Consider the following 16,923-nt stretch of genomic DNA (forward strand, 5'->3'; position numbering starts at 1 on the left):
CAGAGCGGACGCGGCCCTCGGCACGGCCGGCAGACGATGCGGCTTCACGGTCCCGCACGGATTCCGCCGGTCACGCCGTGATTTGCAAGGCGGCTCCTGGTTCGACGAGCTGACCGCCGATGGTCAGTTCAACCCGATGCCCGCGGCGGTCGTTGAGCAGCGGGATGCTTGGCTCCGTCAGCTCGACGTCATCCAGCATCAGCGTCACGCGGCCGCCGCCAGTGCGTAATTGCCGCACGGTGATGTCATAGACCGTTTCCTGATAGCGGTAATGAAGCTTGAATGAGGTCCATTGTTTCGGGATGCAGGGCGTGATCGTCAGCGTCGCGCCTTCGCGTTTCAGGCCCAGCACTGACTCCAGCATCAGCCGGTACAGCCAACCTGCCGAGCCCGTGTACCAGGTCCAGCCGCCGCGGCCGGCATGCGGCGGCAAGGCGTAGATATCGGCGGCCACCGCGTAGGGTTCGGTCTTGTAGACGGCGATCGCCTCTGCGGTCTGCGTGCGCATCGCCGGATTGATGATGCCCAGCAGTTCCCAGGCACGCGTTTCGTCGCCCAGTTTTGCGAAGGCCATCGCCGCCCACACCGCCGCGTGCGTGTATTGGCCGCCGTTCTCGCGCACGCCGGGGACGTAGCCCTTGATGTAGCCGGGATTCATCGGTGACTGATCGAAGGCCGGCTCCAGCAGCCGGATCACGCCGTGCTCGCGGTCGACGAGATGCTGGTCCAGTGCATCCATGGCCTGGCGCGCGCGTTTGACCTCACCGGCTGCCGACAATACCGACCAGCTCTGCGCGATGGAATCGATCGCGCATTCCGGGTTGATCGACGAGCCGAGCGGCGTGCCATCGTCGAACCAGGCGCGCCGATACCAGGCGCCGTCCCAGGCGTGCTGATCGAGGTTCGCGCGCAGGCGCTCTGCTTCCGTTCCACAACGGTCGGCAAACGCGACGTCGCCGCGCACGCGCGCAAGTCCGGCAAACGAAACCAGGACCTCGTAAAGGAAGAAGCCCAGCCACACGCTTTCGCCTTTACCGTCGATGCCGACCAGATTCATGCCGTCGTTCCAGTCGCCTGAACCCATCAGCGGCAAGCCGTGCTCGCCGTAGTGCAGGCCGTGGACGATCGCCCGCCGGCAGTGTTCGTACAGACTGGCGACTTCGGCGGCACGGCCCGGCAGGTCGTAATACGACTCCTCATCGGCCGCCAGCGCGCGCGCGCTGAGGAAGTGCAGGTTCTCGTCGAGCACGCCGGTGTCGCCGGTGCACTGCACGTAGCGGCACACCGCCAGCGGCAGCCAGAGGTAATCATCTGAACAGCGCGTGCGTACGCCGCGTCCGGTCGGCGGATGCCACCAGTGCTGCACATCGCCTTCGGGAAACTGTCGCTGCGCACAGCGCAGCAGATGCTCGCGCACCAGCGCCGGCTCGCTGTGCACCAGCGCCATCACGTCCTGCAGCTGGTCGCGGAAACCGAATGCGCCGCCGGACTGAGAGTAGCCGCTGCGTGCCCACAGGCGGCAGGCCAGCACCTGATACACCAGCCAGCCGTTGGCCAGCACGTTCAGTGCCGGCTCGGGTGTTTCGATCTGCACCGCGCCGAGCGTGTGACGCCAGTATTGCTGTACTTTTTCCAGCGCGGTGCGCGCCGAGCCGGGTGTTCGCAGACGCTTGGCCAGGGCACAGGCCTGGTCGAGGTCGCGTCCCGCACCGAGCCGGAAAATGAATTCGCGCTCTTGCCCGTCGGCCAGTTCGAAGGGCACCTGGATCGCCGCACAGGGGTCCAGCGCTGCGCCCAGCCGACCGGACAAGTGCGAGCGCGTCATCGCGTCCGGATCGGCGAGCGAGCCGTTGCGCCCGAGGAACTCGGTGCGATCGCCGGAGAGCGTGCGCGAGCTGTCATCGACGTCGAAAAACGCGACCCGCCCGGCAAATTCGGTGTTGTAGGCGTTGCGCGCGAAGAGGGCGCCGCTGGTCGGATCGATCTCGGTGACCACGTGCATGGCAGATTTCGGGCGCAGATCGCCCAGCACCCACTCGACATAACCGGTGACCGACAGGCGCCGCGACCGGCGCGAAACGTTGCGCACTTTCAGCACCGAGAATTTGACGGCGTCTTCGAGGTCCACGTAGATCCACAGCTCGGAGCGGATACCGCCGGCGCTGTGCTCGAACACGCTGTAGCCGAAACCATGGCGGGTGACGTAGGGCTCCGCGCCACGCGCCGGCAACGGCGCAGGTGACCAGAACTGTCCGCTGTCTTCGTCGCGCAGGTAGAACGCTTCGCCGCCGGACGCGCCGACGGCGTCGTCGCTCCATGGCGTCAACCGGAATTCGTGGGCGTTCTCGCTCCAGGTATAGGCGAGGCCGCTCTCGGACAGCACGGTTCCGAAGTTCGGGTTCGCAAGCACGTTCACCCACGGCAGCGGCGTGGTCTGCGCCTGTGTGGTGGTGATGATGTACTCGCGCCCATCCGCAGCAAATCCGCCGAGGTCGTTGGCGAGAATGAGGCCGGTGCGCGGCGCGACTGCGGACACCGTGGGCTCGGGATGATAGCTACGCGTGGTGTGCGCGAGCCTCGCGATGGCCTTGGGGACGACCACGCGCCGGGTGATCTGCTCTGCCAGAGTTCCGAGGTCGCCAGCGACGATGACGCGCGCAACCGAGCGCAGCAGGGTGCGGTCCTCGTCGGAGATCTGTTCGGCCGAACGCACGAAGATGCCGCCGGGACGGTCGATCGCGTTGGCATCGGTCCCGGTCGCGATCAGCGCGATGATCTGGTCCTGAAGCTTTTGCCGGTAGCCGAGGTGCTCCTCGTTCCAGATCACCAGGTCGACCTTGAGACCCTTGAGCCGCCAGTACGCATGGCACTGGATCATCTGGCGTGCCAGATCGAGATGCGCGCTGGTGGAGAGCTTCAGCAGCACAATGGGCAGGTCGCCGGAAATGGCATAGGCCCAGAGTCCTGACTGCCCGCGCCGGTTCTGGATCAGGACCTCGGCCCGCGCACGCAGCGCGGCGTTGGCGTACACAACCGGGCCGGCGAGGCGCCGGTAGAGCCGCGCTTCGGACTCGCTGACATTGATCTGCCGCAGCGTGACGCCGCCATGCGTGCGGGCGAGATCGAAGGCGCGGTCTGCCCGATGGCGGTCCTGATAGCGTCCGACCAGGGTCATGCAGTCTTCGCGGCTGCCGGCGGCGCCGGTGACCAGATCGACGTGCGCCGATTGCCCGGCCAGGAGCGTGATCCGGCAGCGGATGGCGACGATCGGGTCCAGCACCGAACCCGCGGTGTTGGACAGCGGCAGGTCGTCGAGCATTGCCTGCGGCGCAGCGACGGTGCGGCCGCGCCCGATGAAGCGCATACGATCGGTTTCGTACGAAAGCTCGCTGACTTCAGAGCCATTGGTCGCCATCAGATGAAACATCCACGGCGCGCGATCAGTGATCGAGCGGGGTCGGTGCGTACACAGAATGGCGCGATGGTCGCGGAGAATTTCGGTCTGCACGAACAGCTTGCCGAAAGCCGACTGCATCGCATCGGCCGCCGCCGCCGTCAGCACCGGTTCGGCGTAGCTGGTGACCTCGATGGTTCTCGTCCTGTGCGAACGATTGATGATGCACAGGCGGCGCAGTTCGATGTCGTCTTCGGGTGACACGACGATGTCGGAATGCGTTTCGATTTCGTGGTCGCGGCGTCGGTATTCCGCGCGGCCTTCAGAGAACATCGCTTCGTAAATGTCGGCACGCCTGCAGGTCGGCTGGTGGGTTGCCGACCAGAACTCGTTGCTGTCGATATCGCGCAGATAGGCAAACGTTCCCCAGTTGTCGCAGCTGCTGTCTTCGCGCCAGCGGGTGACCGCAAGATCGTTCCACAAGCTGTAGCCGCCACCCGCGTTGCTGACCATTACGTGGTAGCGGCCATTGGACAGGAGCTGGACCTCCGGCGTTGGCGTGTCCGGGCCGATCGGCATATTCAGTTCAACCGTCTGGTCATGGAAGAAGGAATCGGACTCGCCGCTTTCGGTGGGCTGTGCCGGCAATGCCGACTGCTTTGGAATCCGCTCCTGCAACAGCAGCAGGGTGGCCTTGATCTGGGGGTCCGATCCGAAGCGTCGCTGCATCGGCTGGTCGAGCAGCAGGCAGGCCAGCGACAGCAGGCTCATGCCCTGGTGGTGGGCCATGAAGGAGCGCACCACGACACCGGGATTTTTGGTCGTGGCGTCGCGCTTGGTGCCCATCGAGACGTTCACCGGATACGAACGCGTAGGCGTGTAATCCACGGCTTCAAAGAAGCCGTAGCGACCCTCGAGTCCGTCGGCTGCCAGCCGCTGAAGGTTGGTACAGGCCGCGTCTGGCGCGATCATCAGCGCCAGCATGGACGCGTACGGTGCCACCACCACATCCTCGGCCAGACCGCGCTTCAGCCCGAGCCCAGGGACACCGAACGCGTGATACTGGTAGTTGAGACTGGCGTCGAAGGTGTTGTAACCCGATTCCGAAATCCCCCAGGGCAGACCGCGCTGCCCACCGTAGGCAATCTGCCGGGCCACGGCGGCGCGGCAGGTCTGATCGAGCAGTGTACCGGCGTAGCCAGGCATCACCAGCCGCGGCATCAGGTATTCGAACATCGACCCGCTCCACGACAGCAGGATCGGCTCGCCGCCCGCGGTCGTTCGCTCGCGGCCCAAGGCAAACCAGCATTCCTGCGGCAGTTTTCCCTGGGCGATGGCGACAAAGCTGGACAGTCTCGCCTCGGACGCCAGCAGATCGTAGTAGCTCGCATCACGCCGGAACTCATCGACGTTGTAGCCGACGGCCAGCAGGTGGCGGGTCCGGTCGTAGAGAAACTCGTACTCGATGGCGGTGAAATCGCCGGCCTGCCCGGCGAGGCGTTCGCACGCGGCGATCCGTTGCAGCGCTCGCTCGCTTGCCGCAAGCACGTCGCGACGCAGCGCGATCAGCCAGTCCCGTGCCACCGCTGGCAGCTCATCGCCGAGTCTTGCATCGATCGCCGGCAGCGCACGCCCGGCGTAGCGGGCCAGGTCGCGCAGGCTGCGCGGCTCGGGTATGGCGGCAAAGAATCCGGCCAGTGTCTCGGGCGTGACGGACAGCGCGAGCCACGGCGCAAGAAACCGCAGATCCTCGATGGCATCCCGGCATTGCTGTTCGAGTTTTGCCGCCCAGTCTCTTGCGTTTGGCGCTGCATCATCCGCCAGCCTGGCGGTGATCAGCGCGGCGTCCTGGGCGATCGGCGCAAGGCATAGCAAGGCCGCCGCAAGCGTTGCCGGCATGTGCGCGCCAGCGTCGTCCAGCCGCGTCTGCAGGCGGTCGATCGGCGCGCGATCGAGGTCTGGCGCGGTATCAACCAGAACCGACAGCGTATCGGCGATGCCGTCGAACAGCCGCGCGCCGATCAAGGCTTGGTCCGGGAGCCCCAGAAGACCGGCCCGCAGGGTCAGCAGATGGCCGGTCAGATTGCCGCTGTCGACCGACGAGATGTAACGCGGTGGCAGCGGCTGCAAGCTGCCGGTGTCATACCAGTTGTAAAAATGACCCTGATGCCGCTCCAGCCGGGTCATGGTCTGGAGTGTGTTATCGGTCCGCTCGATCAGGCGCCGGGCGGTCGTGAACCCGAAGTCGTATGCCGACAGATTGGCCAGCAGAGCGAGCCCGATGTTGGTCGGCGAGGTTCGGCGCGCGATGACTTCAGCGGGAACTTCCTGAAAATTGTCCGGCGGCAGCCAGTGGTCCTCAGGCGCGACGAAACGCTCGAAGAATGCCCAGGTCTTGCGCGCGATTCTGCGCAAGAACACGGTCTGCTCCGGCGCCAGTTCCACTTCGCGCCGCACCAGCGGCCGGCTCAGCCACCACGCGATGCCCGGCGCTGCAAGCCACAGAACCAGAATCGGCGCGGCGGCGGTCAGTGCATCCGGTCTCAGTGCGCCGAGCAGCAGCATCGTCAGCGCAGCGCTGAGCGGCGCAATGGCCATGGTGCGGTAGAAGGCCAGGATGCCGTCGTCAGGCCGAGCGAGCGGGCGGCCCGACTCGTCCGTAGTGTCGTCGCGCTGTGTGCTGTTGGCGGCTACGCTCCATTCCAGCAGCCGACGCCGCGAGATCAGCACCCGCCACACGGTACGGGCAACGGCATCGACACTGAACAGCGCTTCGTAGGGGAGGCAGGTGATTCGTAATCCGGCCAGCCCGAAACTCTTTGCCGCCGAAAAGAGCACCGCCTGCAGATGCTGGCGCAGCAGCATCTCAGGCGGTTTGCGGAACGCATCGACCAAGGCGTGCAGCAAGCTCGGGATCGCGACGATGGCAATTGCCGCCAACGTCCAGAACCACGGGCGCGGCAATACCGTCCAGCCCATCAGCAGCAGTGCCGCGAGCGCGGCCGGGGCGAGACTGCGGCGCAGATTGTCGAAGATTTTCCAGCGCGACAGCGCCGACAGCGGATTGGAGAGCTGCTGCCCTTCGGGGCCGGGCACCTTCCCAAGCAGCCAGCACGCGATCTGCCAGTCGCCGCGGATCCAGCGCCGATGGCGTGTTACGTCGGTCCGGTAACTCGACGGATATTCCTCGAACAGATCGACATCGCTCAGCAGGCCCGAACGCGCATAACAACCTTCGAGAAGGTCGTGGCTGAGAATGCGGTTCTCGGGGAAGCGGTCCTTGAGCGCGCGCTCGAAAGCGTCGACCTCGTAGATGCCCTTGCCGATGAACGAGCCTTCACCAAAAAGATCCTGGTAAACGTTCGAGACCGAGCCGGTGTAGGGATCGATGCCGGGTTCGCTGCCGCACAACTGCCGGTAGCGCGACTGCGCGGCATCGGAGATGCTCGCGGCAAGTCGAGGTTGCAAGATGCCGTAGCCCGCGCAGACACGCTGACGGCGTTCGTCATAACGTGGACGATTCAGAGGGTGCGCCATGGTTGCCACGAACTGCCGGGCCGAATCGCGCGGCAACCGGGTGTCGGTATCCAGCGTGATCACGTATTTGACCGTCGGCAGGTGTTCAAGCTCACCGACGATCAACGAGAAGCACTCACTTGCGCCGCCGCGCAGCAGGGCATTGAGCTCGCCGAGTTTGCCGCGCTTGCGTTCGTAGCCCATCCAGACCCGCTCGGCCGGATTCCAGCGGCGTGGACGATGAAACAGGAAGAATCGGCCCTTGCCAGTGTCCCGATACTTCTCGTTGAGTCGCTCGATGCCGCGATGGACCTTTTGCAACAGCGGTGCATCTTCGGCAAGGATCTCCTCGTCTGCGTCGCGAAAATCCGTGAGCAGTCCGAAGTGCAGCTGCGCATCCTGGTTGCCGAGATACCGAACTTCCAGCGCTTCGAGCAAGGCCTCGATCGCAGGGGCGCTGTCCAGCAGCGTCGGAATGACCACCAGTGTCCGTTGGTCCGGTGGCAGTCCGCGCGCATAGTCCATGCGTGGCAGGCGCTGTGGACTCAGCAATAAGGTCGTCAGCCAGTTGGTCAGCGCCGATGCCATCTGGCTGGCACCGAGCAGCGCCAGCGTGCCCAGCAGCGGCAGACGCCAGCCGATCGTCGCACCGAGCTGTGCGCGATCGACAAGGTAGCCGGTGAAGATCAGCGTCATCAGCAGGATCGCGCCGATATGCAGCGTCAGCGGCATACGCGCGGACCATCTGCCGATCCGCTCGGTGAGGTGGAGATGCGCCCCCACGCGCGCTTCAAGTGCCGGCAGGCCGCGATCGATCAGGTAATAGCCGACATGTGCGCCGGGATTATTGTCGCCATCGATGCAGGCTTGTTGCCCGGCCAGATCGATAGCGGCGCGCGCCACTTCGGATTCGGACTGCTGGCAGCGCTTGGCGAGCCGGTCGACGACGCGGCGGTACGTGTCGCGCGTTGCGAAATCCATCTCGCTGTAAATCCCGCCGAGATCTTCGCGAAGAATATGCTCGACCTTGCTCATCGATTCGACGAAGTCGCGCCAGTCCATCGCGTCCAGAAAGCGCAGGCTGCCGATGGTATTGCTGATCGAAACCTGGTCGGCCGCCTGCGTCTGATTCTCAGACAACACCATCTGTTCAATCGTCTGGCTGGATTCGGCGAGCCGCTGCTCGATCCAGGTCAGCGGCAAAGCCAGCGACGGTCCGTGACCCTGCAGACGACGGGCGAGCTCGGCGACAAACGGACTCACCAACGGCGGGTTGGACCGCGCCATGTCGGCGATCACCAGAATCAGGCTCTTCGGATCATCTTTGGCAACCTCCATCATCTGGTTTGCCCAGACTTGCGCCTGATTGAGCTGGGTCCTGGCGGTGGTGATGCGTGCGCCGATGCGCCGCAGGTTTTCGATCAGCGCCAGTTGCAGCATGATCGGAATGGCCCACAGTTCGCCCAGCGTCAGCGCCGTAACGCTCTGGTATGCGGCAACGAAGCTGACCAGCGTTTCCGCATCGACGCGCCCGTCGCCATGCGATATCACCTCAAGCGCAAGATCGTAGACACGTGGCAATCCGCGCGAGGAGCCCTGTGCAAGACGCGGCAGTTCGCGACTGTAGCCCTTGGGCAGATGCTTCCGGGCGCTGCGAATCTGCTCTTCGATCAGGTAGAAATTGTCGAGCAGCCATTCGCCTGCTGGCGCGATCCGCCGCCGATCCCTGACTGCGACGGTCAGCAGATTGCTGGTCACGATCAGGACCTGCCGGTTCTCGTCCAGCCGCTTCAACAGCTGATCCCGTTCGCCGAAAGCACTCAGGATGTGTGACTGCGCCAGCGCCTTGCCGTGCTGTTCCATCTGCGCGACGCTGAACAACTCGGCGCGCAGCGGTGTCGGCTGTTCAATATCCTTGTGATGTAAACGTGCGCGCCGCCAGCGCCTGAGGCGGGCGGTGACGCTGCGACGGGCTTGCTGGTAGCGCGTCCGGAAACTCATCGCGGTCCATTGGTGCGAGATCGTTCGCGGTGCCCGGATGGCAGCATCGCCGCGGCCGCGAGCCGGCCCATGCGCGCTGGTATTGCGATGGCGTGTGTGCGGGTCATGGAACGGAACCGTTTCGGCAGTCGCTTGCGTCAAGCAAGCAGGCCCGCGGCCACCTGTTTGATGGCGGGCGCCTGCGTGTTCGTACGATCGGCCGACCGAGGTTCACGTGGCGTGGCCGTTGATCGTCGGCGTCACGAGCGGACGGTCGTGAAGGCGTTAGCGAACCGGTCGATCGCCGGACAAGCGTCGCCTCCGTTCAACCGTTCGTGTTCCGCCCACGATTCATACGACCCGTGCGGGGTGAACGGCAGACGATGCCCGCCACGCGCCGCGCTGTCTGTTCGATAACGCACAGAGCTGACGGTTTTCAGCGATGCAGCCGATGGATCTCGCCGCACGCACCTGAGGCATGTGTGCGTCAGCGAACCGACACCGATCGCTTTATGCCCCATGTTGCCGAGGTTAAATCCGAGCCCAAGGAACACCCGTCATGAATCCAATCACCGCGTCTCTCGCGCTCGTCTTTGCACTGGCAGGGATGGCCGTCGGTGCCTGGATCAATCAGGTTCTGGCGCTGCCGTTATTTGCAGCGGCGCTGATCATTGCGGCGTCGCTGAAGATGGCCAATGTCTGGCAGAAATTCGTCATCCTGCGCATGGGCAAGCTGCAGAGCGTCAAGGGCGCTGGCATGTTCGGCATCATCCCGATCATCGACGCGGTAACTGCGGTCATCGATACCCGCATCCAGACCACCGGCTTCAACGCCGAGCAGGCGCTGACCCGCGATACGGTTCCAGTCAACGTCGATGCGATCATCTTCTGGCATGTGCACGATGCCGAAAAGGCCGCGCTGGCGATCACCAATTATCGTCAGGCGATCGATCAGGTTGCGCAGACTTCGCTGCGCGAGATGATTGGCTCGTCGATGCTGGCGGCGTTGCTGTCCGACCGCAAGGACGCCGACGAGCAATTGAAGATCGAGATCGGGCGGAAGACCGCACCGTGGGGCATCACCGTCAGCTCGGTCGAGATTCGCGATGTCGCCATTCCGGAAGCTTTGCAGGACGCGATGTCGCGCCAGGCGCAGGCCGAGCGCGAGAAGCAGGCGCGTGTGATCCTCGGTTCCGCCGAAGCGGCGATCGCCAGCAAGTTCGTTGAAGCCGCAGAAACCTATGCCGGGCATCCCTCGGCGCTGCAGCTGCGCGCCATGAACATCATTTACGAAACCACCAAGGAACGTGGCACCACGATCCTGATCCCGAGTTCGATGGTCGACAGCATGAACCCGTCAGCCGCGACGCTGGCCGTGGCGCTGGCCGGGAAGGGCGTGCCGGGGCCAGAAGCGGCGCCACGCAAACCCGCAACAACGCCGGCTCCCATCTCAGCGGTTGCCACCACGAAAGCGGCGGCCGCTGCGGCCGCTGCGGCCTGAGTGGCGGTCCGATACCGCGCAAGGGCTCCACGGTTTCCATCCCGGCGAATAGAACGCATGAGCCTGCTCGACGGATTTCGCCCAGCTCATGAATGGAGATTCAGATGACGCACCCGTATTGGAACGACTGGTATTTCGGCTGGGGCTGGTTTCTCTGGTTCGGTGTCTGGTTCCTGCTGATTTCGAGCTTCGGGCACTGGGGCTATACCTACCGATCGAACCGACGCCATCTCGCACAGCCACGCAAGGACGCGCTCGACATTCTCAAGGAGCGTTATGCCCGCGGCGAGATCAACCGCGAAGAGTTCGGCCGGATGAAGTCGGAGATCGCCGCCCGGTAGCGACGGCTGCCGCTTGACGTCCACCGCGGCGATGATCGAGATCGCCCAGGCGAGGGAAGGGAATACCGCCCGTTGCAGCTCTGGAGACCGCTCAATGAGTCAGGCCGACAAGATTCGTGCAAAAGATTTTCGCGTCAGTAAAGGCTGCGAGGTCAAGCTCAAGGACTGGCCGACGAAAGTCGATCCGGTGTTCGGCTCCAAGGATCAGTACAAGCAGATTCTTGACGATCACGTCGCGCAACTGAGCGCGCAACAGCGGCTGCACTACGCCAGCAACCACTACGCCGTGCTGCTCATCTTCCAGGCGATGGATGCCGCCGGCAAGGATGGCGCCATCCGGCATGTGATGTCGGGCGTCAATCCTCAGGGCTGTCAGGTATTCAGTTTCAAACATCCCAGCGCCATCGAGCTGCAACATGACTTCCTCTGGCGCAGTACGCGCGATCTGCCTGAGCGCGGGCGCATCGGCATCTTCAACCGTTCCTACTATGAAGAGGTGCTGATTGCCCGCGTGCATCCGGAGATTCTGCGCAGCGAAGGCCTGCCGGACGCACGGAAGCACGGCAATACGGTCTGGCACCACCGCTACCGCTCGATCCGGAATCTGGAGCGGCATCTGCATGCCAACGGCACGCGCATCATCAAGTTCTATCTGCACCTGTCGAAGGAGGAGCAACGCCTGCGTTTTCTGGCGCGTATCGACGAGCCGGACAAGAACTGGAAGTTCAGCGAGGCCGACCTCGCCGAGCGCAAGTTCTGGTCGCAGTACATGAAGGCCTACGAGAAATGCCTCAGTGCGACCAGCACCGACCATGCGCCCTGGTACATCGTGCCCGCAGACGACAAGGACAATGCCCGGCTGATCGTGTCCCGGATCATTCTCGACGCTTTCGAAGCGCTGAAGATGCGCTACCCGAGAACGACCACGGCGCGCCGGCAGGAACTGCTGGCGATCCGCAAGCAGCTGACGAAATGAGTACGCAGAGCGCTGCCTTTGCTGTCGAACGCGATCAGCTGTGCATCAACACGCTTCGCTTTCTGTCGGTCGACATGGTGCAGCAGGCCAACAGCGGCCATCCGGGCCTGCCGCTGGGTGCCGCGCCGATGGCCTACGCGCTGTGGACGCGCCTGCTCCGGCACAACCCGCGCAATCCGCAGTGGTTTGATCGGGATCGTTTCGTGCTTTCGGCCGGACACGGTTCCGCACTGCTCTACAGCCTGTTGCACCTGAGCGGCTACGACCTGCCGCTGGCGGACATCAAGCGCTTCCGGCAGTGGCAGAGCAGGGCGCCGGGACATCCCGAGCGCCGGCATACCCCCGGCGTGGAAACCACCACCGGGCCGTTGGGTCAGGGCTTCGCCAACGCGGTCGGCATGGCAATCGCCGAAGCGCAGCTGGCGGCGCGCTACAACCGTCATGACCATCAGGTGATCGACCACGCGACCTATGTGCTCGCCGGGGACGGCGATCTGATGGAGGGCGTCACGGCCGAGGCCGCTTCGCTGGCCGGCCATCTCAAGCTCGGCAAGCTCACCTGCCTGTACGACGACAACCGCGTCACGCTGGCCGCCGGCACTGACATCGCGTTCACCGAAGATCGTGCACGCCGTTTCGAGGCGTACGGCTGGCATACGGTGACCGTCGACAACGGCAACGATCTCGCCGCAATCGAGGCGGCACTGCTTGCCGCGCGCGCCGAGAGCGGGCGGCCCTCGCTGATCCTCGTGCGCACTCACATTGGCTACGGCTCGCCCGAGCAGGACAGCTTCGAAGCACATGGTTCGCCGCTGGGCGTCGAGGACGTGCGCAAGACCAAGCAGAAACTGGGCTGGCCGCTCGAACCGGCGTTCCTGATTCCAGACGACGCACTGGCACATTTCCGCGAAGCGCTGAGGCTCGGCGGAAACGAGGAAGCTGCATCGAACGACCGCCTTGCGGCCTACGCGCAAGCTTATCCCGACAAAGCGCAGGAACTGCAGGTGCGGCTGCACGGCGAACTGCCGGCCGCTTGGGACGCGGATATTCCGGTCTTTCCGGCGGACGCCAAGGGCATCGCCACGCGCGTCGCCTCCGGCAAAGTGATGAACGCCATCGCGCCGCGGCTGCCGGCCTTGGTTGGCGGCTCGGCGGATCTCGATCCTTCGACGCACACCGCCCTGCTCGGCCTCGGCGACTTCAATCCGCCGACCGATGGCGACGAAGACCATCAGGGCTCCGCCGGAGGCGGCTGGAGTCATGCCGGCCGCAACCTGCACTTCGGCGTCCGCGAACATGCGATGGGCGCGATCGTCAATGGTCTCGCCGCGCACGGCGGCTTCATCCCCTACGGCTCGACCTTTTTCATCTTCTCCGACTACCTGAGGCCGCCGCTGCGGCTGGCGGCGCTGATGGGCCTGCATGCGGTGTTTGTGTTCACCCACGACAGCATCGCGGTCGGCGAGGACGGTCCCACCCATCAGCCCGTGGAGCAGCTCGCGAACCTGCGCGCGGTGCCGAATCTGACCGTCATCCGTCCCGGCGATGCCAATGAAACCGCGGTCGCCTGGCGCGTGGCGCTGGAGACGCGCGATCGGCCGGTGGTGCTGGTCTTGAGCCGGCAGAGCGTGCCCACGCTTGACCGTCGCCGCTACGCCGCGGCGGAGGGCTTGCGGCGGGGCGCTTATGTGCTGAGCGATGCGCCGGACGGTGTGCCGCAACTGATATTGATCGCCAGTGGCTCGGAAGTCGGGCTGATTCTGGCCGCAGCCGAGCGTCTGCACGCGCAGGGCATCGCGGTGCGCTGCGTGTCGATGCCGAGTTGGGAATTGTTTGACGCGCTGCCGCAGGCGGACCGCGATGCGGTTCTGCCACCGGCCGTCGGTGCGCGGCTCGCGGTCGAGCTCGGCGTCGCGCAGGGCTGGCATCGCTACGTCGGTGTGGCGGGCGATGTGCTCAGCGTCGAACACTACGGCGCCTCGGCGCCGGCTGAGGTGCTGCTGCGCGAATACGGCTTCAGCGTCGAGGACGTCTGCCAGCGCGCGCTGGCGCTATGCTGAGACCGGCCAGCCCGCAGCGCTCGCCGAGGATCAAACGAACAAACCGATGAAAAAGCCAGCAGCCATCACTTGCGCGTTTCTGGACATCGGCGGCGTACTGCTGACCGACGGCTGGAATCATCACGCACGCAGACGCGCCGTCAAGAACTTCAAGCTGGACGGCAGCGAAACGGAGGCGCGCCATCGCCTGTGTTTCGCCGCCTATGAGATCGGCAAGCTCACGCTGGAAGAATATTTGAGCACCGTGATTTTCTACGTCAAGCGATCGTTCACCCGGGCGCAGTTCCGGCACTTCATGTTCGCGCAATCCAAACCCTACCCCGCGATGATTGATCTGGCGGCCCAGCTCAAGCATCGGCACGGATTGAAGATCGCCGTGGTCAGCAATGAAGCGCGCGAACTGAATGCCTACCGGATTCAAAAGTTCGGGCTTGATCGCTGCGTCGACTTCTTTGTGTCCTCATGCATCGTCGGCCTGCGCAAGCCTGACGCGGACATTTTCCGGCTGGCGCTCGACCTCGCGCAGACGCCAGCCGGGCAGGTGGTCTACATCGAAAACACGCCGATGTTTGTCGAGATCGCGGCCGGTCTGGGGATTCGCAGCATCCTGCACAGCGACTACCGCGCGACCTGTGCGCAACTCGCTGCGCTCGGCTTGCCGATCGATCAGGGCGTGATCCGTGCAAGCCGCTAGCCCCGGCATCCTCACCCTCAATGCGGGCTCGTCGAGCATCCGTTTCGCGCTGTATGACGCCGGTGCCGTGCCACGTCGGACCCTGCACGGAAAGATCGACCGCATCGGTCTGGGCGGTACCCGTCTGAGTTTCGAGCAGGTGGACCCGGAGGCGCCGCGCAGCGGCAGTCTCGAGCTTGCTGCTCGCGAATCTCCGGTGGCGTTTCTGCTTGACTGGCTGGCAACGCAAAGCGGATTCGCATCGGTCCGCGCGGTCGGTCATCGCATCGTCCATGGCATGCACCACAGCGAGCCCGAGCGCATCACGCCCGAATTGCTCGACGAACTGAAGCGCATCCGGCCCTTTGATCCGGACCATCTGCCGCGCGAGATCGACCTGATCGAAGCCGTCCGCGCGCGCCATCCGCAACTGCTGCAGATCGCCTGCTTCGACACCGCGTTTCACCGCAGTATGCCGCGCGTCGCGCGCTTGCTGGCGATTCCACGGCGCTACGAGGCCCTGCGCGTGCAGCGGTACGGCTTTCACGGCCTGTCATATGCCTACCTGATGGAAGAGCTCGTGCGCGTCGGCGATCCGGCGGCTCGCCTTGACCGCCGAAGCCCAGCGGCGACTGCAGATCGGAAATTTCGTCGCGCGCCTGCATCATCCGCACATACCCGATCCTTCGCACTGCAACGGCGTGCTGTCGCTGCTGCAGCTTTCGCGGATGTTCATTCCCTACGAGTACAGAATGCGTCTGCAAGGCGATCAGCCGCTGACGCCTGGGCAATGGCTCCGGCATCTGCACAATGTGGTCCGCGATCCGCTCACCATTAGCCGCTTTCTCTGGCACTGGCTGCGACATCGCACACTGGCTCAGCGCAAATATCCGTCGATCATCGTGGCGCCAAAGTCCGAGCGATACAGCCTGGATTTTCACTGCGAACAGCAACCCAACCGCGACAGCCGTGTAACGCTCGGTGCCGATCGCGACGCGTTCGGCATGCCGCGACTCCGGGTTGACTGGCGATATGCCGATGGCGACGTGAATACAGTGCGTCGCGCCATCGCCTTGCTGGCCCACGAGCTGCGGCGCTCCGGTGCCGGCGAGTTCGAATACGACCCCGAGGCGGTGGAAGCCGAGATGACGCGCTACGGCGCCTACGGCGGGCACCATATCGGCACCGCGAGGATGGGTAACGATCCCCGCTCCAGTGTCGTCGATGCGAATGCCTGCGTGCACGGCATGGACAACCTGTTCATTGCCAGCGCCGCTGTATTCCCGACGTCGAGCCAAGCCAATCCGACCTTGACCGTGGTCGCGTTGGCCCTGCGTCTGGCCGAACGTCTGAAGGTCCTGCACGCGCGGCAGAGAACGACGGAGTTTCGCGCGTCGGCCCTTCAGGTGTCGAATGACACGGCGCGCGATTCGCATGGCGCGAGCGTGGCATGAAGCGGCGCATCCTGGTGCTCGGCGCCGGTGGCCTTGTCGGCCACGCCGTGGTCGAAGCGCTGTCGCGTGCCGACTGGGCCTTTCCGATCGTCGCTAGCCACCGGCGCAGGGTGACGGGCAGCCCGGCAGCCGGCCCTGTGCTCGATGCGTGCGACGAAGCGGCCTTGTCGCGGGCAATGGAAAACGTCGACGCCGTCGTCAATTGCGTGGCCGGCGATGCACGCACGATCACCGGCACGGCTCAGGCGCTGGCGACGGTCGCGACCCGCCAAGTGCTTGAACCGCGTGTCATCCATCTCAGCTCGATGGCGGTCTACGGCTCGGCGGTGGGCGTGGTCGACGAGTCGGCGCCGCTCAAGGGAGATATCGGCGCTTATTCGATAGCCAAGATCCAAGCGGAACGCTCGGCACTCGCCTACGGCCATACGGTCATCCTGCGTCCAGGCTGCATCTACGGACCAACGAGCAGCCAATGGAGCCTGCGCATTGCCCGTTGTCTGATCCGCGGTCGGCTCGGTGAGCTGCGCGCGGACGGCGCCGGCTATTGCAATCTGATCTATATCGACGATCTGGCCGCCGTGATCCTGCGAGCGCTGACCTGTCCCGCCATCGAGGGCCAGACCTTCAACCTTGCGACGTCGGGGACGACGACCTGGAATCAGTACTTTGAGCAATTTGCCGAGGCACTCGGCCTCGGCGGCGGCTCTTCGTTGACGCGGGAACAGCTGTGGCTGGAGATGCGATGCCTGGCGCCGCTGCTGAAGATTGCGGAACTTGTCGCGCGCCAGCTGCTTTCGCCTTCATCGGTGGGCCGCATACCGCCGGCACTGCCGCCGTCTTTATTCAGACTGTTTCGTCAGCGAATCCGACTCGATACCGGCAAAGCCGAACGCATTCTGGCACTGGCGCCGACGCCCGTGCACGAGGCACTGCGTGCCACTGCTGCCAGCATGCGCGAGCTCGAGGCGAGCGCCTTGCAGCGACCCGCATCAGGCCGACAAGGTCAGCGGTGATGGCGGATCGCCGCC

At 64.6% G+C, this 16,923-nt stretch carries 9 protein-coding genes; 8 read left to right on the forward strand and 1 reads right to left on the reverse strand.

The features are described 5' to 3' along the window. Nucleotides 1–70: 70 nt before the first annotated feature. Entirely contained in the window at nucleotides 71–8,911 is an 8,841-nt protein-coding gene (locus G7Y85_RS17795) for a glycoside hydrolase family 94 protein (protein WP_166260612.1), read from the reverse strand. A 538-nt stretch (nucleotides 8,912–9,449) separates the two neighbouring features. On the opposite strand from G7Y85_RS17795, the gene G7Y85_RS17800 reads away from it, so the two are divergent. The 8 genes from G7Y85_RS17800 (at nucleotide 9,450) to G7Y85_RS17835 (ending at nucleotide 16,908) form a co-directional block, all read left to right on the forward strand. Then, nucleotides 9,450–10,391: a slipin family protein gene (locus G7Y85_RS17800; protein WP_166260615.1), complete on the forward strand. Its 942-nt coding sequence runs from the start codon at nucleotides 9,450–9,452 to the stop codon at nucleotides 10,389–10,391. Nucleotides 10,392–10,495: 104 nt separating this feature from the next. Then, nucleotides 10,496–10,732, forward strand: coding sequence for an SHOCT domain-containing protein (locus G7Y85_RS17805; protein WP_166260618.1), 237 nt, complete (start codon nucleotides 10,496–10,498; stop codon nucleotides 10,730–10,732). A 94-nt stretch (nucleotides 10,733–10,826) separates the two neighbouring features. Beyond that, nucleotides 10,827–11,708 (forward strand): ADP-polyphosphate phosphotransferase, encoded by an 882-nt coding sequence (locus G7Y85_RS17810; protein ID WP_166260621.1) that lies wholly within the window; start codon nucleotides 10,827–10,829, stop codon nucleotides 11,706–11,708. Beyond that, a complete protein-coding gene (gene tkt, locus G7Y85_RS17815; RefSeq protein ID WP_166260624.1) occupies nucleotides 11,705–13,768 on the forward strand; it encodes a transketolase in 2,064 nt (687 codons plus the stop codon). Before G7Y85_RS17810 ends, tkt begins: the two co-directional genes overlap by 4 nt. Before the next feature lie 46 nt (nucleotides 13,769–13,814). Then, nucleotides 13,815–14,462 (forward strand): HAD family hydrolase, encoded by a 648-nt coding sequence (locus G7Y85_RS17820; protein WP_166260627.1) that lies wholly within the window; start codon nucleotides 13,815–13,817, stop codon nucleotides 14,460–14,462. Next, a complete protein-coding gene (locus G7Y85_RS20350) occupies nucleotides 14,449–15,279 on the forward strand; it encodes a hypothetical protein (RefSeq protein WP_366515001.1) in 831 nt (276 codons plus the stop codon). Before G7Y85_RS17820 ends, G7Y85_RS20350 begins: the two co-directional genes overlap by 14 nt. After that, nucleotides 15,194–15,895, forward strand: coding sequence for a GMC family oxidoreductase (locus tag G7Y85_RS17830; protein ID WP_241696263.1), 702 nt, complete (start codon nucleotides 15,194–15,196; stop codon nucleotides 15,893–15,895). The genes G7Y85_RS20350 and G7Y85_RS17830 overlap by 86 nt, the downstream gene beginning before the upstream one ends. Beyond that, the gene (locus tag G7Y85_RS17835) at nucleotides 15,892–16,908 is read left to right on the forward strand and encodes an NAD-dependent epimerase/dehydratase family protein (protein ID WP_241696264.1); all 1,017 of its coding nucleotides are present in this window, start codon (nucleotides 15,892–15,894) and stop codon (nucleotides 16,906–16,908) included. Before G7Y85_RS17830 ends, G7Y85_RS17835 begins: the two co-directional genes overlap by 4 nt. The last annotated feature ends 15 nt before the right edge of the window (nucleotides 16,909–16,923 follow it).

This window comes from Solimonas terrae (assembly GCF_011067135.1).
Lineage (GTDB): Bacteria > Pseudomonadota > Gammaproteobacteria > Nevskiales > Nevskiaceae > Solimonas > Solimonas terrae.

Coding starts and splice junctions, on each gene's coding strand:
- G7Y85_RS17830 (WP_241696263.1), top strand. CDS start 15,194: ATGCGTCTGCAAGGCGATCAGCCGCTGACGCCTGGGCAATGGCTCCGG.
- G7Y85_RS17795 (WP_166260612.1), bottom strand. CDS start 8,911: ATGAGTTTCCGGACGCGCTACCAGCAAGCCCGTCGCAGCGTCACCGCC.
- G7Y85_RS17805 (WP_166260618.1), top strand. CDS start 10,496: ATGACGCACCCGTATTGGAACGACTGGTATTTCGGCTGGGGCTGGTTT.
- G7Y85_RS17800 (WP_166260615.1), top strand. CDS start 9,450: ATGAATCCAATCACCGCGTCTCTCGCGCTCGTCTTTGCACTGGCAGGG.
- tkt (WP_166260624.1), top strand. CDS start 11,705: ATGAGTACGCAGAGCGCTGCCTTTGCTGTCGAACGCGATCAGCTGTGC.
- G7Y85_RS17820 (WP_166260627.1), top strand. CDS start 13,815: ATGAAAAAGCCAGCAGCCATCACTTGCGCGTTTCTGGACATCGGCGGC.
- G7Y85_RS17835 (WP_241696264.1), top strand. CDS start 15,892: ATGAAGCGGCGCATCCTGGTGCTCGGCGCCGGTGGCCTTGTCGGCCAC.
- G7Y85_RS17810 (WP_166260621.1), top strand. CDS start 10,827: ATGAGTCAGGCCGACAAGATTCGTGCAAAAGATTTTCGCGTCAGTAAA.